This is a genomic window from Pseudomonas sp. TREG-RG-20F-10-E-6-01 (genome assembly GCF_022662455.1).
Taxonomy (GTDB): Bacteria; Pseudomonadota; Gammaproteobacteria; order Pseudomonadales; family Pseudomonadaceae; genus Aquipseudomonas.
Genome location: NZ_JAKNQP010000002.1, coordinates 426,283 through 451,243, shown reverse-complemented (window position 1 = coordinate 451,243; position 24,961 = coordinate 426,283). Strand labels below are relative to the sequence as shown.

At 55.8% G+C, this 24,961-nt stretch carries 18 protein-coding genes and 1 pseudogene; 16 read left to right on the top strand and 3 right to left on the bottom strand.

All coding sequences use genetic code 11. The annotated features are described in order from the left end of the window. Nucleotides 1-224: 224 nt before the first annotated feature. The 15 genes from L8K08_RS08455 to L8K08_RS08385 all read left to right on the top strand — a co-directional run bounded on the left by L8K08_RS08455 (nt 225) and on the right by L8K08_RS08385 (nt 18,168). Entirely contained in the window at nt 225-1,085 is an 861-nt protein-coding gene (locus tag L8K08_RS08455; protein ID WP_242195804.1) for a DMT family transporter, read from the top strand. A 377-nt stretch (nt 1,086-1,462) separates the two neighbouring features. Next, entirely contained in the window at nt 1,463-2,362 is a 900-nt protein-coding gene (locus L8K08_RS08450) for a glycosyltransferase family 2 protein (RefSeq protein WP_242195801.1), read from the top strand. Between the two features lie 4 nt (nt 2,363-2,366). Beyond that, a complete protein-coding gene (gene rfbB / locus L8K08_RS08445; RefSeq protein ID WP_242195798.1) occupies nt 2,367-3,437 on the top strand; it encodes a dTDP-glucose 4,6-dehydratase in 1,071 nt (356 codons plus the stop codon). Next, nucleotides 3,434-4,330, top strand: a complete 897-nt coding sequence (rfbD, locus tag L8K08_RS08440; protein ID WP_242195795.1) for a dTDP-4-dehydrorhamnose reductase — start codon at nt 3,434-3,436, stop codon at nt 4,328-4,330. The genes rfbB and rfbD overlap by 4 nt, the downstream gene beginning before the upstream one ends. A 2-nt stretch (nt 4,331-4,332) precedes the next feature. Next, on the top strand, nt 4,333-5,217 hold the full coding sequence (rfbA, locus tag L8K08_RS08435; protein ID WP_242195792.1) for a glucose-1-phosphate thymidylyltransferase RfbA: 885 nt from the start codon (nt 4,333-4,335) through the stop codon (nt 5,215-5,217). A gap of 103 nt (nt 5,218-5,320) precedes the next feature. Further along, the gene (gene rfbC / locus L8K08_RS08430; protein WP_242195789.1) at nt 5,321-5,866 is read left to right on the top strand and encodes a dTDP-4-dehydrorhamnose 3,5-epimerase; all 546 of its coding nucleotides are present in this window, start codon (nt 5,321-5,323) and stop codon (nt 5,864-5,866) included. Then, on the top strand, nt 5,866-6,693 hold the full coding sequence (locus L8K08_RS08425) for an ABC transporter permease (protein ID WP_242195787.1): 828 nt from the start codon (nt 5,866-5,868) through the stop codon (nt 6,691-6,693). Before rfbC ends, L8K08_RS08425 begins: the two co-directional genes overlap by 1 nt. Further along, a complete protein-coding gene (locus tag L8K08_RS08420) occupies nt 6,683-8,047 on the top strand; it encodes an ABC transporter ATP-binding protein (protein WP_242195784.1) in 1,365 nt (454 codons plus the stop codon). Before L8K08_RS08425 ends, L8K08_RS08420 begins: the two co-directional genes overlap by 11 nt. After that, a complete protein-coding gene (locus L8K08_RS08415) occupies nt 8,040-12,803 on the top strand; it encodes a glycosyltransferase (RefSeq protein ID WP_242195781.1) in 4,764 nt (1,587 codons plus the stop codon). The genes L8K08_RS08420 and L8K08_RS08415 overlap by 8 nt, the downstream gene beginning before the upstream one ends. A gap of 59 nt (nt 12,804-12,862) precedes the next feature. Continuing rightward, nucleotides 12,863-14,128 carry a hypothetical protein gene (locus tag L8K08_RS08410; protein ID WP_242195778.1) on the top strand — a complete coding sequence of 422 codons (1,266 nt, stop codon included), beginning with the start codon at nt 12,863-12,865 and terminating at the stop codon, nt 14,126-14,128. Continuing rightward, on the top strand, nt 14,125-14,751 hold the full coding sequence (locus L8K08_RS08405; RefSeq protein WP_242195775.1) for a hypothetical protein: 627 nt from the start codon (nt 14,125-14,127) through the stop codon (nt 14,749-14,751). Before L8K08_RS08410 ends, L8K08_RS08405 begins: the two co-directional genes overlap by 4 nt. Nucleotides 14,752-14,764: 13 nt before the next feature. Then, nucleotides 14,765-15,862, top strand: a complete 1,098-nt coding sequence (locus tag L8K08_RS08400) for a DegT/DnrJ/EryC1/StrS family aminotransferase (RefSeq protein ID WP_242195771.1) — start codon at nt 14,765-14,767, stop codon at nt 15,860-15,862. Next, nucleotides 15,859-16,809, top strand: a complete 951-nt coding sequence (locus tag L8K08_RS08395; protein ID WP_242196395.1) for a glycosyltransferase family 2 protein — start codon at nt 15,859-15,861, stop codon at nt 16,807-16,809. The genes L8K08_RS08400 and L8K08_RS08395 overlap by 4 nt, the downstream gene beginning before the upstream one ends. After that, entirely contained in the window at nt 16,796-17,749 is a 954-nt protein-coding gene (locus L8K08_RS08390) for a WxcM-like domain-containing protein (RefSeq protein WP_242195768.1), read from the top strand. The genes L8K08_RS08395 and L8K08_RS08390 overlap by 14 nt, the downstream gene beginning before the upstream one ends. Continuing rightward, entirely contained in the window at nt 17,749-18,168 is a 420-nt protein-coding gene (locus tag L8K08_RS08385; protein WP_242196394.1) for a GtrA family protein, read from the top strand. Before L8K08_RS08390 ends, L8K08_RS08385 begins: the two co-directional genes overlap by 1 nt. 445 nt (nt 18,169-18,613) lie before the next feature. On the opposite strand, the gene L8K08_RS08380 is transcribed toward L8K08_RS08385, so the two are convergent. The 3 genes and pseudogenes from L8K08_RS08380 to L8K08_RS08370 all read right to left on the bottom strand — a co-directional run bounded on the left by L8K08_RS08380 (nt 18,614) and on the right by L8K08_RS08370 (nt 22,840). Continuing rightward, the gene (locus L8K08_RS08380) at nt 18,614-20,182 is read right to left on the bottom strand and encodes a hypothetical protein (protein WP_242195765.1); all 1,569 of its coding nucleotides are present in this window, start codon (nt 20,180-20,182) and stop codon (nt 18,614-18,616) included. A gap of 91 nt (nt 20,183-20,273) precedes the next feature. After that, entirely contained in the window at nt 20,274-21,170 is an 897-nt protein-coding gene (locus L8K08_RS08375; protein WP_242195762.1) for a DMT family transporter, read from the bottom strand. Between the two features lie 64 nt (nt 21,171-21,234). Beyond that, a pseudogene (locus L8K08_RS08370) lies at nt 21,235-22,840 on the bottom strand (methyl-accepting chemotaxis protein). Between the two features lie 391 nt (nt 22,841-23,231). On the opposite strand from L8K08_RS08370, the gene aceK reads away from it, so the two are divergent. Further along, nucleotides 23,232-24,947 carry a bifunctional isocitrate dehydrogenase kinase/phosphatase gene (gene aceK, locus L8K08_RS08365; RefSeq protein ID WP_242195759.1) on the top strand — a complete coding sequence of 572 codons (1,716 nt, stop codon included), beginning with the start codon at nt 23,232-23,234 and terminating at the stop codon, nt 24,945-24,947. Nucleotides 24,948-24,961: the final 14 nt, after the last annotated feature.

Here is a 24,961-nt window from a genome sequence, read left to right as displayed (position 1 = left end):
GGTCAGCGCTGTGGTCGTGCCGTGCGGGAAGAAACAGCCTGCGCAGATCAGTCACTACCCCCCACCTGTCAGTAGCACGCCGGTGTACGCAGTCGTATCACCGCCGGGTGTCGGCATTTCGGGCTGATCAGCGAATCGCTGTTCCCCTTTGCCTGCCTGAAAAAAACCTATTGAGTTTCAGCTTTGGCTGAATCGGCTTTTTTGCCTGATTACAGGTGGTATCCATGTCTGTTCTTTCGAAACAATCCGTGGCCGCGGCGGCCTCGACGAGCCTGTTTGTTCTGTTGTGGAGCAGCGGGGCGATTTTCTCCAAGTTGGGCCTGGCCCATGCTTCGCCTTTTGCCTTTCTGCTGATTCGCTTCGCCATCGCCCTGGTGGGGCTGGTGGTTCTGGTGCCGATCCTCAGGTTGAAACTGCCACGCCCCGGCAAGCCCATGCTGTATGCGGCGGCGACGGGGCTGGTGTTGTTGGGCGCGTATCAGATTTTCTATCTGCTGGCGCTGGACCTTAAAGTCACTCCCGGCGTGATGGCCACCATCATGGGGGTGCAGCCGATACTCACGGTGGTACTCATGGAGCGCCAGCGTTCCTGGCGCCGGCTGTTTGGCCTGGGCCTGGGATTGGCGGGGTTGATCATGGTGGTCTACCAGGGCATCGGTCTGTCCGGCATGTCGATGGCGGGCATGCTCTATGGCCTGTTGGCACTGGCGAGCATGACGCTTGGCTCGATCATGCAGAAGCGCATCACCGATAACCCGTTGGGTACGCTGCCGGTGCAATACCTCGCCGGGTTGCTGCTGTGCTCGGTATTCGTGCCGTTCCAGCCGTTCCATTTTGAGCACAGCGCCAGCTTTTACCTGCCGGTGGTGTGGATGGGGTTGGTGGTGTCGTTGCTGGCGACCCTGTTGCTGTACCGGCTTATCGCGCGGGGCAACCTGGTGAATGTCACCAGTCTGTTTTACCTGGTGCCGGCGGTGACAGCGGTGATGGATTACCTGATCTTTGGTAACCGGCTCGCGCTGTTAAGTCTGCTGGGGATGGCGTTGATCATTGTTGGCTTGGGGTTTGTGTTTCGTAAAAGCTGAGTGCGTGGCGAGCCGTTGAGTCAATGCTGACTGGAGCACGCGCAAGAAGGTGCTCCAGTCAAAGCATTGTTTATTGTGTTACGCGCAAGATTCAGAGTCTGCGCCATACTCGCGCTATTAAGGGCAAACGCTCAGATAGTGGCCCGATGCCGCATTGCAGAGCGCTCAGAACACTCATGTTAGCCGACCGCTGGCATTCAGTACGATTGTGCTTACAGAGTAATGCTGTAATAATTCCGACCTTATTGTGGCCTATATCCTACGTATTTATAGGGTATGCAGTTTGCTCGCAAAGGGATGTTGTGTCTATTTTCGCATCGCGCAGTCTATCCAATGTCCAACCGCACGACGTTTGCTTAGCAAAGGTTGCGGTTTTGATGTGCTCGTACAATGGTGAGGCGTTCCTTAGGGATCAACTCGACTCCATTGAGCGACAGAGCCATCGCAACTGGTCATTAGTCGTTTCCGATGACGGCTCTCGAGATGGTACGCCAGCGATCCTCCAAGACTATGCTCAGCGTTGGGGACGCGACCGTCTGAAGGTTGTGGCCGGCCCCGGAAGAGGGTTTGTTGCCAATTTTCTCTCGTTAACCTGCCGTCCTGACGTCGTTGCGGATTATTTCGCCTGGTGTGATCAGGACGATATCTGGAACGACGATAAGCTGGCGGTGGCGCAGTCCTGGTTGCAGACCATTCCTGAGCACATCCCTGCTCTATACTGTGGCCGTACTCAGTTAGTCAGTGAGTCTGGTGCAAAGCTTGGCTTTTCTCCGCTTTTCCCACGCCCTCCGCACTTCTCAAACGCGCTCGTTCAAAGTATTGCGGGTGGCAACACGATGGTTTTTAATCGCGCTGCACGTGAGTTGATCATCGAGGCGGGTTTGAACGTCAAGGTTCCCTCTCACGACTGGTGGATTTACCAGCTTGTGACTGGGGCGGGCGGCGCCGTGCACTATGATCACGAGCCGAGAATGTTGTACCGCCAGCACGATGAAAACCTCATTGGCAGCAACTCCAGTTGGGCCGCTCGCGTCGTACGGCTGAAAATGATTTTCCAGGGACGCTTCTTCGAATGGAACGAACAGAACATCTGTGCCCTCGAAGCGATGTCCCACCGTCTTTGCGAAGAGCAACGACTGACTCTTATGCGTTTCAAGCATGCGCGCAGGCAAACGTTACTTAGACGAGTGTTGGGGTTCCGGTCGGCCGGTTTGTATCGGCAGACTTTAATGGGGAACCTCGGGCTAATTCTTGCAACACTACTGAAAAAGATCTGACTCAATGACTATCTTAGTAACCGGCGGTGCTGGCTTTATCGGTGCAAACTTTGTATTGGACTGGGTAGCCCAGGCGGATGAGCCGGTCATTAATCTGGATAAGCTGACGTATGCCGGCAACCTGGAGAACCTCAGCTCGCTGGAAGGCAACAAGCGCCACGTATTCGTACAGGGCGACATCGCAGATACCCAGCTGGTCCAGCGTTTGCTCGCTGAACATCAGCCGCGCGCTATCCTGAACTTCGCCGCTGAGTCGCACGTAGACCGTTCTATCCATGGCCCGGAAGACTTCATCGAGACTAACGTCGTCGGTACCTTCCGCCTGCTGGAGGCGGTGCGTGCCTACTGGAAAGGGCTGGACGCCGATGCTCAGCAATCCTTCCGTTTCCTGCATGTGTCGACTGACGAAGTCTACGGCTCCTTGGCCAAGGACGATCCTGCGTTCACCGAACACCATCAGTACGAGCCTAACAGCCCGTACTCGGCCAGTAAGGCGGCCAGCGACCATTTGGTGCGTGCCTACCATCACACCTACGGCTTGCCGGTACTGACCACCAACTGCTCGAACAACTACGGGCCGTACCATTTCCCGGAAAAACTGATCCCGTTGATGATCGTCAACGCGTTGGCAGGCAAGGCACTGCCGGTGTATGGCGACGGTCAGCAAATTCGTGACTGGCTGTACGTAAAAGACCACTGCAGTGCGATTCGTCGTGTGCTGGAAGCCGGCACCGTGGGCGAGGTCTATAACGTCGGCGGCTGGAACGAGAAGCCAAACCTGGACATCGTCCACACCGTGTGCGCCCTGCTCGATGAGCTGCGCCCTCAGGCGAATGGCACGCCGTACAGCGACCAGATTGCATACGTCACCGATCGCCCTGGCCATGACCGCCGTTACGCCATCGACGCGCGCAAACTGGAGCGCGAGTTGGGCTGGAAGCCGGCCGAAACCTTCGAGACCGGCATCCGCAAGACCGTGGAGTGGCACTTGGATAACCAGGATTGGGTCAGCAATATCCAATCGGGCGCTTACCGCGAGTGGGTAGAAAAGAACTACGCCGAGCGTTCCGCATGAAGATCCTTCTACTTGGCAAAAATGGCCAAGTGGGGTGGGAGTTGCAACGCAGTTTGGCCCCGCTGGGCCAATTGCTTGCGCTCGACTCGAAAAGCCAGGACTACTGCGGTGATCTGAACGACCTGCAAGGGTTGGCGGCCACCGTGCAGCGCTTTGCGCCTGACGTCATCGTCAATGCGGCGGCCTATACGGCCGTCGACAAAGCCGAAAGCGAGCCGGACCAGGCCCTGCGTGTGAATGCGCAGGCCCCGGCAGTGCTGGCGGCAGAGGCGCAGAAGCTCAATGCCCTGTTGGTTCACTACTCCACTGACTACGTGTTCGCCGGTGATGGCCAGACGCCTTGGCAGGAAAGCGACCCGGTTGGGCCGCTGAGCGTTTACGGCGCGACCAAACTCCAGGGTGAGCAAGCGATCCAGGCCAGCGGCTGCGCGCATCTGATCCTGCGCACCAGCTGGGTCTATGCAGCGCGAGGTAATAACTTCGCCAAGACCATGCTGCGTCTGGCGCAAGAGCGCGACAGCCTTAACGTGATCGACGACCAGTTTGGTACGCCCACCGGGGCGGATCTGTTGGCCGACGTTACTGCACATGCCATCCGCACAATGCATTCGAACCCCCAACTGAGTGGGGTTTATCACCTTGCGGCAGCTGGCGAGACCACATGGTATCGCTATGCCCGCTTCGTGCTTGAACACGCTCAGACTGCCGGTGTGCAACTCAAGGTTGCCCCGGACGCCGTGGGTGCGCTGACTACCGCCGCTTACCCAACACCGGCCAAGCGCCCCGGCAACTCCCGACTCAACACCCAAAAACTGCAGAATGCCTTCTCATTGCGCTTGCCTGAATGGCAAGACGGTGTGGCACGGATGCTCATAGAAACACTAGAGAAATGAACATGCTCAAACGTAAAGGAATCATCCTGGCTGGCGGCTCAGGCACGCGTCTGCACCCTGCAACCTTGGCTATCTCCAAGCAATTGCTGCCGGTTTACGATAAGCCAATGATCTACTATCCGCTGACCACGCTGATGCTGGCGGGTATTCGCGACATCCTGATCATTTCAACGCCGCAGGACACCCCGCGTTTCGAGCAGCTGTTGGGCGATGGCAGTAGCTGGGGTTTGAATATTTCGTATGCCGTGCAGGCGTCCCCGGATGGCCTGGCGCAGGCATTCATCATCGGCGAAGAGTTCATCGGCAACGACCTGTCGGCCTTGGTGCTGGGCGATAACATTTATCACGGCCATCATTTCAATGAACTGCTGGCAAGCGCGATGCTGCGTCAGGATGGCGCGAGTGTTTTCGCCTATCACGTGAACGATCCTGAGCGTTACGGCGTTGTAGAGTTCGATACACAGGGCAAGGCGATCAGCCTCGAAGAAAAGCCTCTTGAGCCCAAGTCGAACTACGCGGTGACCGGTCTTTACTTCTATGACCAAGACGTAGTGGACATCGCCAAAAGCATCAAGCCATCGCCACGAGGCGAGCTTGAGATTACCGACCTTAACCGTATCTACATGGAGCGGGGCAAGCTGTCGGTAGAGATCATGGGCCGAGGCTATGCGTGGTTGGATACCGGCACCCACGACTCGCTGCTGGAAGCCAGTAGTTTCATCGCTACGCTTGAGCACCGTCAGGGGCTTAAAGTGGCCTGCCCTGAAGAGATCGCGTTTCGACAAAAGTGGATTGATGCGCAGCAACTGGAGAAACTCGCCGCGCCGCTTTCCAAGAATGGCTACGGTCAGTATCTCAAGCGTTTGCTGCACGAAAAGATTTTTTGATAGTGCGATGCCCGGCGCGGTATTCGGAGCTGTTGCCTGAAGAATAATTTGATCTGTAGCGCCGCGAAGCCGGCCCTGATAACACTTTGGAGATATTGTAATAATGCGATCCAGCTCACTTGCCATCCCGGACGTAATTCTGTTTGAGCCGAAGGTGTTCGGGGATGAACGCGGTTTTTTCTACGAAAGCTTCAATCAGAAAGTTTTCGAGGAGGCCGTTGGAAGACCTGTTCATTTCGTGCAAGACAACCACTCCAAATCAGTCAAGGGCGTGCTTCGCGGGCTGCATTATCAGATCAAACAGGCCCAGGGCAAGCTGGTGCGTGTCACACACGGTGAGGTCTTTGACGTCGCCGTGGACCTGCGTGAAAGCTCGTCGACATTCGGCAAATGGGTCGGCGTGCATCTTAGTGCCAGCAACCGAGCGCAGCTCTGGATTCCGCCAGGATTTGCCCACGGTTTCGTGGTGCTCTCGGAAAGTGCCGAGTTCCTCTACAAGACCACCGATTATTGGGCACCTGAGCATGAGCGCAGTCTTGCGTGGGATGACGCTGACGTGGCAATCGAATGGCCGATTACCGAGCCGCCTACGCTGTCTGCCAAAGATGCGAATGCCGTAAGTCTGGTCAACGCTGAGAAGTTCGCCTAGTGGATCCTCATAGCAGACCTTCAGCAGGTCCAATCAGTCTCGTCGTCAGCCTTTGGAAATACCGCTCACTGATTTCGCAAATGACCAAACGTGAAGTCATTGGGCGTTACCGTGGATCGGTGATGGGCCTGGCATGGTCTTTCTTCAATCCGATCTTGATGCTCGCGGTGTACACTTTCGTGTTTTCAGAGATTTTCAAGTCCCGATGGGTCGGTGTCGACACAGGCAAAGGCGGGTTCGCGATCCTGCTGTTTGTCGGCATGATCGTCCATGGGCTATTTGCCGAGTGCGCCAATCGTGCACCGACGCTTGTCATGGCCAACAGCAACTATGTCAAAAAGGTTGTGTTCCCGCTTGAGATCCTGCCGGTAATTACCTTGGGTTCTGCCCTGTTCCACAGTTGCATTAGCCTGGTCGTATTGTTGGGCGCCCAGTTTCTTATCCTGGGAGAACTGCATTGGACGGCGCTGCTGTTCCCCTTGATTCTCGTGCCATTGATTCTGGCCACGCTGGGGGTCAGTTGGTTTTTGGCGTCGCTTGGGGTTTACCTGCGGGACGTGGGGCATGTAATCACGGTGCTTACCACTGTGTTGCTATTTCTCTCGCCTGTGCTTTATCCGGTCGCGGCGCTACCCGATGTCTATAAGCCATGGTTAAAGCTCAACCCGCTGACCTACATCATTGAGGAGAGCCGAAGCGTCCTGCTTTTCGGCCATCTGCCGAATTGGGAAAGCCTGGGTATCGCTTTGATCGTTGGCGCGATTGTTGCGTGCGTTGGCTATTGGTTCTTCCAAAAAACACGTAAAGGGTTCGCTGATGTCATCTGATCAAGCCGTAATCAGCGTTCGGAATGTCTCCAAATGTTTTTACACCTACGACAAGCCTAGAGACCGTTTAAAGCAGGCAATCGTGCCGCGTTTCCAGCGTTGGGCGGGTGACAACGTCACCACCTACGGCAAGGAATTCTGGGCGCTGCGCGACATCAGCTTTGAGGTCAAAAAAGGCGAAACCGTGGGGATCGTCGGTCGCAACGGATCGGGAAAGTCCACGCTGCTCCAGATTATCTGTGGCACGCTCACGCCGACCATCGGCGAGATCGAGACGCGCGGCCGCATCGCCGCGTTGCTTGAGCTGGGCTCCGGATTCAATCCGGAATTTACCGGTCGGGAAAACGTCTATCTGAACGCCGCGGTCTTGGGGCTGACGCACGACGAGGTGAACGAGCGCTTCGATGCTATCGCAGGCTTCGCCGACATTGGCGAGTTCCTCGATCATCCGGTCAAGACCTACTCCAGTGGCATGGCGGTCAGGCTTGCATTTGCGGTGCAGGCACAGGTCGATCCTGAAATCCTTGTGGTGGACGAAGCGCTTTCGGTAGGAGATGTACGTTTTCAAGCCAAGTGCTTTGAGCGCCTTCGCCAGCTGAAGGAGAACGGCACAAGCATTCTGTTGGTGACCCACTCCAGTGAGCAGGTGGTGACGCATTGCTCGCGAGCGATTCTGCTGGAACAAAGTCGGATAGAAATGATCGGAGAGTCACGTCCGGTTATAAATCGCTACACCGACATCCTATTTGGCCGCACCACAGATGCCGGCGCCAGCTCTGAAGAGCAAGATATTCCGGCGCCGGCGGATGAGTCGGTCACACCCGCTGTAAATACCGTGCAACTGTCGCTGGAAAGCGACGTGTACGCGTCACGTGTTGGCTACAACCCACACGAGTATCGCTGGGGTGACGGTGCGGCAACGCTGATGGATTTTCATCTGAGCGCAAGCGGTCGAGAGTATCCAACCAGCATGGAATCAGGTGAGGAAATAGTACTAGGCCTTTCGTTTAGATTTAACCGTTCGATCATCAACCCCATTCTTGGATTCACCATTAAAACCAAGGAAGGTGTAACGGTATACGGCACAAACTCCTATTTGCTCGATTGTGTTGAGACTCGTTCGATGGGTGAGTCCGGGACTGTAGCCACTGCCAGTGTGAAATTCACTAACCGATTGGCCACTGGCGATTACTTTATATCCCTAGGGATCGCGTCCAGAGAGGGCGAGCACATCATTCCCCATGACAGGCGTTATGACTCCATTCATCTTGTTGTCGAACCCACGCCTAAGCTGTTGGGGTTGATTGACCTCGCCGCGACTATGAGCATCGATCCGGTAAGCCTTAATGTTTAAACTTGATCAATATGGTTATTCCAAGGATAGCGACACAAACTTTTGGGTGCGCGCTGACTTCGAGGGCATCGCGTACAGCGATGGTGATACTGCGGAAATCGAACTCGCCCAGATCATCAGCAATGCCAGCGACGTCTCTGTGTTATCAGACGAGCTCCCGCAACACTGCACCGACTGGGCCAAGCTCTACCATTTGAGCGCGACGCGCGCGAACCTTCTGCGTCCCTTCGAGCACCTGTTAAAATCCCGTGTACTGGAAATTGGCGCCGGCTGTGGCGCCATCAGCCGCTACCTCGGCGAATGTGGTGCCGATCTATTGTGCCTGGAAGGCAGTCCGCGTCGAGCCGCTATGGCGGCAAGCCGCACTCGGGGCCTGGACAACGTCACGGTATTGGCCGAGCGCTTCGATGACTTCAAAATCGAGGAGCAGTTCGACGTTGTCACGCTGATTGGCGTCCTCGAATACGCCAGTATGTTTAGCAGCGCACCCGATCCCGCCTTAGCGATGCTCATGCGCGTTCGCCAATTGTTGAAGCCCGATGGTCATCTTTTTATCGCCATCGAAAACCAGCTGGGTCTGAAGTATTTCGCCGGCGCGCCGGAAGATCACGTCGGCGTCACCATGTACGGTATCGAAGGCCGGTACGAGCGCGGACAGCCCAAGACCTACGGCAAGAAAGAGCTCGAAGACCTTATAGCGCGCGCAGGTTTCACCTCGTCCAGCTTTCTGGCGCCGAGCCCGGATTACAAACTTCCCAATTCGATCATTACCGAGAGCGGCTTTGCGTGCGACGATTTTGACGCCGCCGCGCTGGCTTGGCAGAACGTCAAGAAAGACCCGCAACTTCCTGAGCAGACAACCTTCAATCTGGAGAAGGCCTGGTCGGTGGTTATCAACAACAGCCTGGGTATGGAACTGGCCAACTCGTTTTTGATCGTGGCTTCTTGCGCCGATGATCAACCGCTGGACAGTGATGTATTGGCGTATCACTACAGCACAGGCAGAAAGACTCGGTACTGCAAGGAATCGTTGTTCGTCAACACCGCGCAAGGGATTCAGGTTCAGTACAGAAAGCTGGGCAATGTGGCTGTCGATGAGTCGAGTGCCATTGCTGACGACGGTTTCAAATACGTGCTTCCGCGTGTGGACGCTTACGCGAAAGGTAGCGTGCTGAGCCTTGAGTTCCTCGATGTTGCGGCCCGCCGCGATTGGAGTATTGAGGGCTTTACGCCGTTTTTGCAGAAATACCTGGCGTGTTTGCAGAGCCTGTTGGACGAGGAGGGGGCTGGCACCAAGCTTCTTTCAGCCAAAACACTGCTCCCCGGCCGTTACATTGACGCGGTTCCGCAAAATATCGTCGTCGACGCCAGCAATATCCCCAAGTTTATCGATGTCGAGTGGGAGATGAATGAGGGTGTGGAGCTCGGTTATCTGATGATGCGAGCCCTGCTGCTGCTTATGGCGGCTGCGAACCCCTTCTATCCAAGCAGCTCATCGGTGAGCCGCCAAGAGTTCGTGACTCAGCTGTTGGCTAGCGCAGGCATGGATATCAGCGCAGATGACCTGACGCGCTACATTGCGACTGAAGCGGCCTTTCAAGAGCGGGTAACCGGTGCCGATGCCGGCCAGTTTCTCAACTGGTCTCCTGAAGCCATGATTCACAAGATAGGCGCGGTGCACCTGCCTTCCACGCACGCCAAACTCTATATGAGTGACGCGGCGGGAAATTTTTCTGAAGAATCAACGTTGCTCCAGGTGGTCAATGACGGGCATCAGGTAATCAAGTTCCGCCTGCCCGATGGGTTGCCCGATGGCGTGGTGTTGCGTTTCGACCCCATCAATCGTCGCCAGAGCTTCTCGATTGACACTATCAAGGTGTACTCTAGCGCCGAAACGATTTGGGAGTGGCAGGATGACATCAGTGACCCGCTGGTCATCGCCTCCGCCATGCGGATTTCCCAGATCGGTCGCAACACGCTTTATCTAGCGCTGAGTGACGACCCAAGCGTAACGATTCCTTTAAAAGACGACATGCTTAGTGGCGCCGACCTGCTTGAGCTGGAAGTAAGCCTTACTTTATTCACGGAAGAGCAACTCGCTCAAGAGATTAATGTGTTGAACCAATCTGGACTTATACGCCCCAACTCCGAACTGCAAGACAAGCTGGATCAGATTCTTGATTCGAACGGCAAGCTGGATCAGATTCTCGATTCAAGCAGCAAACTGGACCAGATTCTGGATTCGAGCAGCAAGCTGGATCAGCTCGTTGATTCGAACAGAGAAATTACTGATGTGTTGGAGCTGTTGAAGGCATCGATCACGTCCACGTATGCTCAGATGATCGATCAGGCTGTTAGCCAGAAGGATAAGGAGATTCAGGTCGTTCTTGAGCAGTTGCGACTGTCGACTGAAGAGCATCAACTTGCTATTCAGCTACTGAGAGAACAGCATCAGTCTTCCATTCAATTTCTGACGGAACAGCATCAGTCCGCCATTCAGCTTCTGACGGAACAGAAAAATCTCGAGTTGGATGCGAAAGACGTCCAGATCAGTGAGTTTATTGCCTCAGCGGCGCTGGATAATGCGAATTCTGAAGCCGAGCGAGTGCAGATCATCGAGACACTGAATCAGCAGATCACGCTTAAAGATGAAGCGTTGCAAACGACGCTGGCCACTTGGCAGGAATCTTTGAAGGATAAAGATGTTCACATCGCCAACCTCGAAGAGCAACTGCGTATCCAGCAGGTTCAGAAAGATACCCATATCCATAACTTGAACCTGCATATTATTGAGATGCAGTCCTCTTCAAGCTGGAAAGTCACTTCGCCCATTCGCACGCTTGCGCGGCGTGTTGGGCAAGTGAAGAAGGGTGTGCGTCTATTGCCGGCGGTGGTTCGTCGGGGCGGTGGCTTGAGCAAGACCGTTGGCAAAGCTATCACCGTGGCACGCAATCAAGGGCTGGCGGGTTTGAAAGCCCGGGTCGTGTATGTGGCTACGTCGAGTACGCTGGCTTTCGCCGGTCAGGAAACCCGAGAAGTGCCCGATCGCTATGATTATTCCAGGTGGGTCGAATATTACGACACGCTGGATGACAATGGCCGGTGGGTGCTCAGCGAAGAGATTCGCAAATGGAAAACCAAGCCGCTCATTTCGATCATTATGCCCGTCTACAACCCACCGCTCGATCTGCTGCGTGAAGCGATTGAAAGTATCAAATCCCAGCTCTACAAGAACTGGGAGCTGTGCATTGCTGACGACGCGTCCACGGATCCAAAGGTCATTGCGTACCTCAAGACGCTATCGAGTCAGGACAAGCGCTTCAAAGTGATGTTTCGCAAAGAAAACGGTCATATTTCCAAGGCCAGTAATTCGGCGCTGGACCTGGCTTCGGGGCAGTACATTGCGCTGATGGATAATGACGACCTCCTTCCGGAAAACGCACTGTATTGGGTGGCTCGCGCCATTCATGATAACCCGGACGTCGGCATGATCTATTCCGACGAAGACAAGATTGATTCCTCAGGGAAACGCAGCTCGCCTTACTTTAAGTCGGATTGGAACGAGTTCCTGTTCCGTTCCCAGAACATGGTCTGCCACCTGGGTGTGTACCGTCTTGACTTGGTAAAAGCAGTGGGTGGTTTCCGCGTAGGGTTTGAAGGTGCGCAGGATTACGATCTCGCGCTGCGCTGCGCCGAAAAACTCGAACGCGCACAAATCGTGCACATTCCGCGTGTGTTGTACCACTGGCGGATTCACTCCGGCAGCACTGCAATGGCCGGGCAGGAAAAGCCTTATGCAGCCCTGGCTGGCGTGAGGGCGTTGGACGAGCATTTGCAACGTAAAGGCAACATTGGCAGCACAGAACTGTTGCCTCTGGGCATGTATCGCGTGCACTACGCCCGGCCTGTCGCCGCACCGCTGGTGACGCTGATTATTCCGACGCGAAATGCTTACGCGCTGGTCAAGCAATGCATCGACAGCATTCAGCGTCTGACGACCTACAGCAACTACGAAATCATCTTGATCGACAACGGGTCGGACGACCCTGTTTCGCTCGAGTATTTTGCCGCGCTTGATCAGCAGGACAACATTCGGATCTTGCGTGACGACGGTCCGTTCAATTATTCGGCGCTGAATAACGGCGCTGTAAGAATGGCTCGCGGCGAACTGATCGGCCTGATCAACAATGATATCGAAGTCATCACGCCGGAATGGCTGGATGAGATGGTCTCCATTGCGTTGCAGCCCAATGTCGGCGCCGTCGGTGCTCGTCTGTGGTATCCGGACGGCCGCTTGCAGCACGGCGGTGTGGTTGTGGGTTTGGGGGGCGTTGCGGGCCACTCACATAAATACCTGCCCAAGGGTGACTTCGGTTACTTCTGCAGGGCGGCGCTGATCCAAGAGTTTTCCGCAGTCACTGCGGCATGCCTGATCATTAAGAAGTCTATTTTCGAGCAAGTGGGTGGGCTGGACGAAGAAAACCTCAAAATCGCGTTCAATGATGTCGACTTCTGCCTGAGGGTTCAGGAAGCGGGCTACCTCAACATTTGGACGCCTTTTGCCGAGCTGTACCACCACGAGTCGGCTACACGCGGCCTCGAGGACACACCTGAGAAAAAGGAGCGGTTTTCCAAAGAGGTTCTGTATGTTCAGGCGCGTTGGCCGAAGATCCAGGAAGACTATGCGTATAACCCGAACCTTACGCTGGATTATGAAGATTTCGGTTTGGCGTGGCCACCTCGCGTAAACGCGTAAAACTGTAATCAGTTTTGCATGCGGATGATTCATTCTTGATTAAGCACAGAGGCCTGATAGTGGGTAATGAAATTCGAACCTGTAACCCTACAGGCCTATCTGACTTTAGCTGGCAGTGGTTATTGTCCGCGTGTTACTTCCTTGTAGTTGCTAGTTGGTCGTTGGGCATTGCCTTTAATGGTGCGCCCGACGAGTCGACCCATTTTTACTTGTTGGAGTTTTTGAGAGGCTCTCATGCCCTGCCGCTCGCTACTGAGCCGCATGAGGTTTTCGTGGGAACCATCTCTGGGCACACTTGGCAAAAAGGCGAGTTCTGGTACCACGGGCTTCCTTTTCCTCACATATTGGGCGCTTTGGTAACCACCTATGTGAGCAGTTGGATCGTGTCGCCTGACTTCCTTTATCTGGGGGCTCGCAGCTTCGATTGGATATTGGGAGGCGTGTTCATCTGCGCGCTTTTCCGTACTTCCCGCCTTATTGGGTTGTCGCCAGTATCGTCTGCGCTCATTGCCGGCATTATTGCCCTGATTCCGCAAGTTACGTTTGTGTTCTCATATTTCAACAGCGACGCTTATGGGCTGACCAGTATTGCGTTATTGATAAGCACGCTGATGAGTTTCATACAGTCGCCCACTCGAAAGCGAGCCTTGTATTTCGGATTGGCAGTCGGTCTTATGTTGATGGCCAAGCTGTATTTTATTCCAGCGCTGGTGTTTGCCTTCGTGATGTTGTTGTCGACGCGTATGTTCAGAAACAAGCGTTTATTTGAGCACCTGCCAACAATGATCGTGGCCGCCGCTGTATTGGCTGCCCCCATGCTGATACTGGTCTACCACAAATATGGCGAAATATCGGGGATATCGGGTCAAATCGAGTTCGTGAATCTGCACAGGTTGAATCCGGCCGCGGGTTTTGGCACTTGCTACTTTCGGTGCGGGCACGATTTCTTGAACACAGCTAATCTCTGGCCGTGGCTGGGGTTGACCTATAAAAGCTATTTCTCTGTGACGGGCTGGATGAATTTATTCATACCCACTGTCTATTACCAATTAGCTGCACTTGCGTTGATCGGTATCATTTGCGTAGCCATTGCCCAGGTCAAACCTCTGAGCGTCAGAGAGCCTAAGCGTGAAATTGTGCTGGACTACATTTTGCCACTTGTCATGATCGTTGGTTTGTTTCCCTCCATGACGTTATTCAGTCTGATCGCCTCTCAAAATTCACTTCCTCAGCCGCAGGGCAGGTATTTGTTTGTGACCATTCCCTTTCTGGGGCTTCTTCTCTCCTTGATCGCAAAGCGGCTGGTAGAAAGGACGGCTAAATGAGCGCGTACGAGCCAAAAAACAGCAGTGCTGCGAGCAAGCTCAGCCTAGCCCTGGGCATATTGCTAGTCTTCATGGTGCTGAGCAATGTGCTGAGTTGGAAAGCAAATATTACGGCTGCTGGGAATTTGAAGGGCTCAGCTATCGGCGCTGCGATTCAGGGCGTTGTTGATCAAAATCGCGGCAAAGAAACGTCGAGCAAGTTCTCGTTGGCTCAAAATGAGTTATCCAGCCGCCTGTTTGTCCCCGAAAAAGCACAGGCGTATCTCACCCTGCCTCGCGCTGCTGACTCGATAGCGGCAGGGAATATAGATGAAGGTTACACGTCCGATAACACCTGGAAACTCAGGGGGTGGACTTATGTTCCTGAGAGCGCCGGCACTCCGGAATTCGTGATTGTCGTCGAAAATGAGAAGGTCGTTGGTGTATTGCCGGTGGACTTGGAGCGGCCTGATGTCGCAAAAGCACTCAATACCCCAAAGGCCTTGCGCACAGGCTATTCAGGCCAGATCACCCTCCAGCCTAACGCAGGGGGGTGCAAGCTAATTCTTTACACCCTTACTTCATCTTTTAAGCTTTTCGCAATGCCAAGCCTTTGTGACAAGGCCAACCAATCTGCTCAGTGACTTTTGGACTTTTATGGAAAATATCGTTCTTTTCTCGGCCGTAAAGGCAAATGCTGGCCTGGATTTCGTCACACCTCTGAAAGCTGTATTGGACAGCCACTGGTACGTTCTTGGGAACGAAGTGAAGTTGTTCGAAGAGGAATTCGCAGGTTATGTCGGCATCAAGCACTGCGTCAGCGTTGCCAATGGCTCAGATGCTCTTGAGCTGGCTCTGAAGGGGCTGGGCGTTAACCCCGGCGACCATGTTGTTGCGGTTGCGAACGCTGGCTTCTACGGCAGCACGGCGATTCATGCAGTCGGCGCAGAGCCTCTGTACGTTGATGTGGATCCGGCCAGCCTGACCATCTGCCCGAAATCGCTCGCGCAGGTACTGGACAGCAAGCCCGCGGCGGTGATCGTAACGCACCTTTACGGTCAACTGGCCAACATCGAGGAAATCGTGCGTATCGCTTCGGCGGCGGGCGTCCCGGTGCTGGAGGATTGCGCCCAATCCCACGGTGCGCGACGCAATGGCAAGCAGGCCGGCAGTTTTGGCACGATTGCGTGCTTCAGCTTTTACCCCACCAAAAATCTCGGTGCTCTGGGTGATGGCGGCGCAGTGGTCACCGATGATGACGAACTCGCGACTCGCATCCGTCAGTTGCGCCAATACGGCTGGACTCAAAAGTACCAAGTGTCTGTCCCGGGCGGCCGTAACAGCCGCCTTGACGAAATGCAGGCCGCGATCCTCCGTGTAAAACTCCCGCACCTGGACACCTGGAACGAGCAGCGTCGTGCGATCGCCAAGCGCTACAACGCGGCGTTCGCGGCACTGGACATGCAATTGCCATGCTCCACCGGCGAAGATTACGTAGGCCACCTCTACGTCGTGCGCGTGAAGGCGAGGGCGCAGTTTGCTGCTGCATTGAAAGAAAAGAGCGTCAGCACCGATATCCATTACCCAATCGCTGACCACAAGCAACCGGCCTACGCTGCCAAGCCAGCAGCGTTGAGCGTGACCGAGCATGCATGTGAAACAGTTATTTCGCTGCCTTGCTACCCTGGCCTGACCGACGAAGAAGTCGATCGTGTGATCGAGGCCGTCACTGCTTACTTCTCTGAGGGGAAATAACCTTGCTGACGTTGGTCATCCCCGTATATCGCAACGAGGGCAATCTTCCTGATCTGCTCGTCGCCATAGCTGGCCTGAATACGCAGCTTGATAACAACCTTGAGGTTGTCTTCGTTGTGGACGGCAGTCCGGACCGCTGCTATGAGATTTTGCGAGAGAAGCTGCCTTCGCAGCCTTTCCGCTCCAAGCTCATTTTGCTGTCGAAGAACTTTGGCTCGTTCATGGCTATTCGTACGGGGCTGCAAAATGGCAGTGGCGACCGATTTGCGGTAATGGCCGCGGACTTGCAGGAGCCGCCTGAACTGGTTCTTGAAATGAACCGCGTGCTGTTGGGCCAGGACACCGATGTTGTCGTCGGTGTTCGAGAGGGGCGGCAGGACCCGTGGGGCAGTCGCATGGCATCCAACCTCTTCTGGGGGCTTTACCGCCGATACGTCATCCCGGAGATTCCGCCGGGTGGCGTCGATATGTTTGCCTGCAATCGCGCGTTCAGGGACACACTGTTGACGCTGGATGAGCGGCACAGCTCGCTGATCGCCCAGATTTTCTGGCTGGGTTATCGCAGGAAAGTCGTGACCTACACCCGTCAGGAAAGAGTCCACGGCACCTCGGCCTGGACCCTGCGCAAGAAAGTCAATTACCTGATGGACAGTGTGTTTTCCTTTACGGACCTGCCCATTAGGCTGCTCACGCGTGTCGGCGCGTTCGGTTCGTTTCTGGCGGCACTATTCGGCGTTTTCACATTGGCGGCGAAGTTGCACGGCATGATTGAAGTGCCGGGCTACGCAATGATCATGCTGACGATCACCTTCCTTGGCTGCCTGAATCTTCTGGGGCTGGGAATCGTGGGCTCCTATGCATGGCGTACCTACGAAAATACAAAGAATCGACCCTTGGCAATCCCAATGCGTGTTGAGGATTTTGGAGACAAGAATGAGCAGCACTAAGCAATTCTTCGTTCACAGTCATGCACTGTGCGAATCCGAGAATATTGGCAAAGACACGCGAGTCTGGGCGTTCGCGCACATTCTGCCTGGGGCGACCTTGGGCAGTGAGTGCAACGTATGCGATAACGTTTTCATTGAAAACGATGTGATCATCGGCGACCGCGTCACACTCAAATGCGGCGTGCAGGTCTGGGACGGCATCACCATTGAAGACGACGTCTTCATTGGTCCGAATGCAACCTTCACGAATGATCTGTTTCCGCGCAGCAAGGTTTACCCGCAAGCCTTCGATCGCACCATCATCCGCAAGGGCGCCTCACTGGGTGCTAACTGCACCATCCTTCCGGGTCTGACCATTGGCATCAACGCAATGATCGGCGCAGGTGCGGTGGTTACGCGTTCCATTCCGCCCAATGCCATTGTTGTCGGCAACCCCGCCAAAATTATCGGCTACGTTGATGCCAAGCCTGCCAGCACATCCCAGGATGTGGCTGAAAAGGTCGACAGCAAGCCCGGCGTGGTCCAAACCACGGTCAGTGGTGTGACATTGCACACCATGACTGAAGTCGCTGACATTCGCGGCAGCCTGTCGGCGGGTGAATTCGAGCGCACCATCCCGTTCAAGTCGGAACGTTACTTCCTGGTGTATGACGTGCCTACCGCAGAAACGCGCGGCGAACATGCGCACAAGGTCTGCCATCAGTTCCTGGTTGCCGTTAAGGGCTCGGTTCACGTGGTCGCGGATGACGGCAGGAACCGAGAAGAGTTCGTGCTGGATAAACCGAACAAGGGCATTTACCTGCCGCCTATGACATGGGGCATCCAGTATCGCTATTCCCATGATGCAGTGCTGATGGTGTTTGCGTCGCATTACTACGATTCGGCCGATTACATCCGCAATTACGACGAATTCAAATCGCTGATTGCCAACGCTCAATGATGCGGGGGATTAAGCGCGTAGCGGCTAAAATCCTGCAGGTGGACTTTGCCAGGTTCCTGGTGTCGGGCGGTTTTAATACCCTCGTCACCTACGGACTTTATTTGCTGCTGCTGAATGTTTTGTCTTACCGGACAAGTTATACGATCGCCTACGTGGCCGGGATTGTGCTTGCGTACAGCCTCAACCGATTCTTTGTTTTCAAGAGTCATCAGGGCATCAAGTCGGTCGCGTTGTTCCCGTTGGTCTATCTGGCGCAATACCTCACCAGCCTTTTGATTCTATGGGTCTGGGTCGATAAACTTGGATTTGACGAGCGAGTAGGCCCGCTGTTGGCGATACTTATCACCGTGCCGCTGACCTTCATCTTTTCCAAGTTCTTATTTTTGAGTCGGCCGAAGCCGGAGCATCCTCAAGAGTGAGTTTCTAGCCTGATACTGCTTGAGCGCTTGCTGACGCGAAACGACTGTCTGGCGCTTGTACTGAAAAACCTAAAAACCGCATTAGCGGTTTTTTTTTTGCATTCATTGCGGCGCCTGGTGCCGCTTGACCGGTTCGCCAGCCTGGTGTTGCGCTTGCGCAATCTGCGAGCGGGACCATGCTTGTGGCGTTCATGAAACGTCAAGAAATCTTGCGCTGCCATCGTTGGACGTAACTCATGCCCATTGCAGACATGGCCTATAGCGCAGTGTGAAAAATGCGCAACGACGTCACTCGAACATGCAAACACTCACATAAAATCCAAGAAATCTACTCGTCCGCTCCCTTGCTTTCATTCTGCTACCTGCCTTGAATTTTAGTGGCGCGATATCACTATCAGATCAAATGACTATTGATCATGAAGGCTGAATCGTCGCCACATTTGCGCTAATTCCTGGTGCTCGGTGCTTTATAAATTTGGAACGCCGGGTTGGCGGCAGTCTGGATCAGGTCAAAATGAGAGCGAATGTAGTCGTCGATCAAACGATGAGAGTTCGAGAATCTCAATTCCTCTCGCCCATCCATTGCCATGTTGAAGACCAATGCAAAGCCGGGATCAGCCTTTTTTATCCGTTCGATTTCGGCCCGTTGGAATTCCTCAGAGCGTGGCGACAAGGCGTAGATTTCCCAAAGCGGCGCATGCCGATCTAATAAAGGATAGGCACCAGGCCAGAAGGGCAGAACCAGGACGGGTCTGCCGGCTGGCGCATATTTCTCGGTGAGATCTCTCAAGAGGTTCACTGCTTCAGCAGTCCCAGCGTCCATAGACAACACCGAGCCAGAAACCTCGATCCGTTGCCAGCCATCCTGCGTGCGAGCAAGCACGCCCGGTTGCCATGCGGCGAGTATGAATAGGCTGACCGACGCTGTAAGTACACCCAGTGTTAACTTTGAAGCCCACGATTGAAGATAGGCGAACAGGATGAAACACCCCATCAGTAGCGGGTAGATACCCTGTGCGAGATGGCCTACGTCTGCACGAGCGAAGGCAAAGTGTGCATAAGGGAGCGCAGCGCAGGACACGGCTACCAGTTCAGGACGCACAAAACGGCCTTTGAACCGCTCTCTAAATACCCACCCTAGTGCTCCCGCGCCGAAAGCTATCAATGCAATGAAGCAAATTCCGACGAGAAACCACCGGGTCTCGATGATCAGGCCGATGGTGCCGAAGCCGACTTTCCAAGGCCAGGGAATAGGCAGAGGTAAATTCGTGTTCCCTTGCTGCAGCATGAAGACAATAGTGTCTAAGAACGCTGTGAAGTACCCAGGAATGAAAAGGCACATGCCGATCACGGGCAGATAGCCTATGACGACGCCTGCAACCCAGGCCGCGATATCCGTCCATCCCGTACTTGATTGCGGTGCTTTGATCCTTAGCCAGCCGATAGCTATCAAACTGGCCACTGCGCCATAAAAACCATGATTGCGACCAAAGACCGCCGCGAGCCCGACTAAGGCACCCAGAAAAAAATACCGAATAGTCGATGGATTCAGCAGCAGATAAGTCAGGCCTGCGACAAGAATCATTGAGATGGATATGTCGAAAATTTTATGCCGCGGGTACATCCAGGTCATCAGCGTGACCGCGACGATGCACAAATAGGCGATGTTTTTTGCTGTGGTGTGTCTTAGGGCAATGGACACAGTCCAAAGTCCTGCATACAGACCTATCACCTGGAATAAAGCCACGGCTGCGCGCAGCGCTATGATCCCGTTGTCGCCAATAATAGAAAAATAGGCTGCAGCCCAGTAATAACGGCCTGGGTCATACGCCATGAAGTCTCGAATCGGAATCTCACCGGCAACTATTTGCCTGGCGCCGTACCAGAGATAGCCTTCATCCCAGAGATTAAAGCCGTCATGGCCTTGCCATAGGAAGTTGCCTGCAACGAAGACGGCCGATATAGCTAAGAGAATGAGGTAGCCTACCGGCCGCTCTTTTGTAGCAAGGTACATGGTTCATTCCGCGTCATTTCATTTTGGCATGCACTATGCCTTTTCCAAGAGGCTCAGGGTAGGTGCGGCACTTATAAATGCTTGGATTAGCCTAAGGCGACTTACTCAACTTCCCCACCCGCAACACCAACCACAACGCCCCCCCAATCAACACCCCGCCATACACATGCGCCATCGACAACGGCTCATCCAGCAGCAACGCGCCCCACAGCACCCCAAACGGCGGAATCATGAAGGTCACCGTCATCGACTTGACCGGCCCAATGGACGACAGCAAGCGGAAGTACAGGATGTAGGCAAACGCCGTGCACACCAGTCCCAACCCCAGCAGTGACGCCCACACCTGCCAGCCGCCCCAGCTTGCAGGAGGATGGCTGATGGCGCTGTAGGCAAAGAACGGCAGCAAAAACAGGCTAGCGCCCAGCATGCTGCCCAGCGCCGCGAGTCGGCTGTCCAGGCCGCCGCGTTGGTCCAGCCAACGCCGTGCGAGGAACCCGGCGAAGCCGTAGCAGGTAGTGGCCAACAGACAGGCCAGCGCGCCCATCAATAATTCCAGGTCAAACGCCACCGGCCCGGCGCGCGTCAGCACGGCGACGCCGAGCAGGCCCAGGCTGACGCCGGCGATTTTCGACGGTGTCAGGCGTTCACTGAAGAACAACCCGCCAATCAACACGCCCATCAACGGCGTGGTGGCGTTGAAGATCGCCGAGTAGCCGGCCGGCAGCACCTGCGCGGCCACCGAGTACATGGTCGCGGGGATGCCGGAGTTGATCACGCCCAGCAGCAGCACGGTCTTGAACTTGCCCTGGAAGTCCCAGTTGACGCGCATCGCTGTGAGTATCACCAGCAAGCCGGCGGCGGCAATCGACACGCGAAAAAATGCGGTCGGCACGGTGCCGATTTCCGGCGCGATGATGCGCATGAACAGGAAGCTCGCGCCCCAGATGGCAGCCAGCCCCAGCAAGTACAGGGTGTCGACAGGTCTCACGGAACACTCCTACCTGAATAAGGCGGCGAGTGTTGCCTAGAGGCCTGGCCGACACAATCGCTAATTACAGGACAAACCGCGTCACCATGCCGTTGAGGTCCACGGCCAGGCGCGACAGCTCCTGGCTGGCGGCTGAGGTCTGGGTGGCGCCGGCAGCGGTTTGGGTGGACAGGTCGCGAATGTTCACCAGGCTGCGGTCGACGTCGCGGGCCACCAGTGCCTGCTGCTCAGCGGCGCTGGCGATCACCAGGTTGCGCTCGTTGATCTGCGAGATGGCCGCGGTGATTTTTTCCAGCGCGCTGCAGGGTCTGGCCAGCGTGTTCGGCGCTGCTGTTGAGGGCGTCGACGGTGCCCTGGGTGCCTTGCTGGATACCGGTGATCATCTGTTCGATTTCTTCGGTGGAATCCTGGGTGCGTTGCGCCAGCGAGCGCACCTCATCGGCCACTACCGCAAAGCCTCGGCCGGCTTCGCCTGCGCGCGCCGCTTCGATGGCGGCATTGAGCGCCAGCAGGTTGGTTTGCCCGGCGATGCCGCGGATCACTTCAAGCACTTTGCTGATGTCCTGAGCCTGCACGGCCAGGCCTTCGGCTTTGTTCGAGGCGCCAATCACTTCGTCCACCAGGTTCTGGATCGAGCTGATGGTTTCGCTGATCTGGTAGTGGCCGTGCTTGCTGTCTTCATCGGAGGCCTTGGACGCTTCGGCGCTGGACACCGCGTTGCCCGCCACTTCGTCCACGGCCGCGCTCATCTCGTTGACGGCGGTCGCAGCCTGTTCGATTTCATCGTTTTGCGCCTGCAGGCCACGGGTGCTCTGTTCCATCACCGAGCTCATTTCCTCGGCGGCGGAGGCCAGTTGCTGCGCCGATTCGCTGATGCCGTGGATAGTGGTTCGCAGCTGGCCCTGCATGGTGGCCAGGGCCGTCAGCAATTGCGCCGGTTCGTCGGTGCCTTGGACCACCACAGGCTGGCTCAAATCGCCGTCGGCGATGGTGCGTGCCACGGCCAGGGCCTGGCCGAGGGGGGCGGTGATACTGCGGGTCAGCAGCCAGGCGAGTAATAAGGTGGCGATCAACGCGCAAACGATGATCAGGCCGACCACCCACCGCGCGCTGGAATACATCTGCGCGGCAGCGTCGGCCGCGTCTTCGACGCCTTTCTGATTGAAGACGATCATGTCCTCCAGGCTCGTGTTGAGGACCGCACCTTGGGGTGCCAGGCGGCTGTTCAGCAGGTCAATGGCGTCTTGCTGTTGATCCTTGTCCACCAGGGCAATCATCTGCCCGACGATGCTGAGATAGGTCGCCACATCGCCTTTGAGTTTTTTCAGCAAAGCGGTTTCGTCGCCGCCGCTGGTCAGGGTTTCGTGATGGGTCAGCAGCGTTTGCAGCTCATTGCTCTGGCGGGTGATCAGGCTTTTGCTGTTGTCGCGAATCCGCGATTCGTCGGTGGTTGCCAGGCGCAAGGCCTCAAGGCGAATACTGGCCACATAGGCGGCACTGTCGTGGATATTCTCGATGCTCGGCATCCAGGACGCTTCGATGACCAGCGCGCTTTCCCGCAGCTTGGCCATCTGGCCCAGGCCAAACAGGCCGACAATCACCAGCATGGCGGCCAAAACCCCGAAACTCAGACTGGCGCGCAGACCGATTCGCATATTCCTCAATGACATCTTGGTGCTCCTTAGGCGATTAGCTTCTGTTCCCGGACCGGTCTTTGGACCTTATTTGGGTGGGAAAGGGCGCGCTATATATATCAAAGTGCCATCAAGGTGGTGATCAGGGTTTCCCTTACGGTGCATCGAGGCGGTGACCTGTGCTGAGAATCGGCGACAGCACTGGTTTTCTCTCGCGCCAGCGCCAAGCCATGCGGTTGTGGGGCTACAGGCGTGCGCGGTGAGACTTTTCGGTGCGTTAATTGACCGCTTGGTCGAGTTGGGAAAATTGAAAGCAAATGTACAAACTGCACGAAGGGGTACAGATAAGCCCGGAAAATCATCCTTCTCCTGCTTCGTTTCACTGGCTAAGCTCAGGGCTTCCAGATGCCCGTTCGAGGTTTCCCGCATGTCGCAATCCGCCCTCGCCATCGCCCGCATGATCCTCGAGGGCTTCGACGATTACCGTGAGCACTTTCGCCAGATTACTGACGGCGCCCGTGAACGTTTCGAGAAGGCCCAGTGGCAGCAGGGGCAGGCGGCTTCGGCGGCGCGGATCAACTTGTATGAAGAAAAAGTCGCTGAAGTAACGGCGCGCCTGCGCGCCCAGTTCGACGAGGCCACGCTGCTGGAAGTGGACGCGTGGCCGCAGGTGAAGCGCGCCTACATCGCCCTGATCGACCTGCGCTTTGACGATGAGCTGTCCGAGACCTGGTACAACTCGATCTTCTGCGGCCTGTTCAGTCATGACCTGATCAGCGACGCCTGCATGTTCATCCACACCACGCGGCCGAGTCTGCGCCGTGCGCGTGCGGCGCAAACCCGCGTTTATCAGCCGGCGGGCGACCTGACGGCGATGCTGGCGCAGGTCTTCGCCGATTACGCGTTCAGCGAACCCTACGCAGACCTTGCGACCGACCTGCGCCGGCTCGAAGCGCAATTGCGCGAGAACCTGCCGGACTGGGTGTGCAAAGATCCGGACCTCAATGTCGAGCTGTTTTCCTCGGTGCTCTACCGCAATAAAGGCGCCTACCTTGTAGGACGCATATACACCCGTGACGAACAATGGCCCTTGGTGATTCCGCTGCTGCACCGCGAAGGGCGCGGCATTCAGATCGACGCGCTGATCACTGACGAAGCCGACGTGTCGATCATCTTCTCGTTCACGCGCTCGTATTTCATGGTCGACGTGCCGGTGCCAGCGGAATTCATCGGGTTTCTCAAACGCATCCTGCCCGGCAAGCACATCGCCGAGCTGTACACCTCAATCGGTTTTTACAAACACGGCAAGTCGGAGTTCTACCGCGCGCTGATCAACCACCTGGCCACCACCGATGACCGCTTCATCATGGCGCCCGGCGTGCGCGGCATGGTCATGAGCGTGTTCACGCTGCCGGGCTTCAACACCGTGTTCAAGATCATCAAGGACCGCTTTTCACCGTCGAAAAACGTCAATCGCGCCACCGTCATCGAGAAGTACCGTCTGGTAAAAAGCGTCGACCGCGTGGGGCGCATGGCCGACACCCAGGAGTTCGCCGATTTCCGCTTCCCCTTGAGCAAGTTCGAGCCTGAATGCCTGGCCGAGCTGTTGGAAGTCGCTGCGGGAACCGTGGAAGTGGAAGGCGACACCGTGCTGATCCGCCACTGCTGGACCGAACGGCGCATGACCCCACTCAACCTCTACCTCGACAACGCCAACGACGCCCAGGTGCGTGAAGCCCTGGAGGACTACGGCCTGGCCATCAAGCAACTGGCGGCGGCGAACATCTTTCCCGGCGACATGCTGCTGAAAAACTTCGGCGTCACCCGCCACGGTCGCGTGGTGTTCTATGACTACGACGAAATCTGCTTTCTCACCGAAGCCAACTTTCGCCACATCCCGGCACCGCGCACGCCCGAGGACGAAATGGCCTCGGAGCCCTGGTACTCCATCGGTCCGCTGGATGTGTTCCCCGAAGAATTCCCGCCGTTCCTGTTTGCCGACGCCGGCCAGCGCAAGCTGTTCGATGAGCTGCATGGTGAGCTGTACAACGCCGACTACTGGAAAGGCCTGCAGGACGCGATTCGCGCCGGCAAGGTCATCGACGTGTTCCCGTACCGGCGCAAAGACCGTGATAACGAATGAGGGGCGCGCGCGTT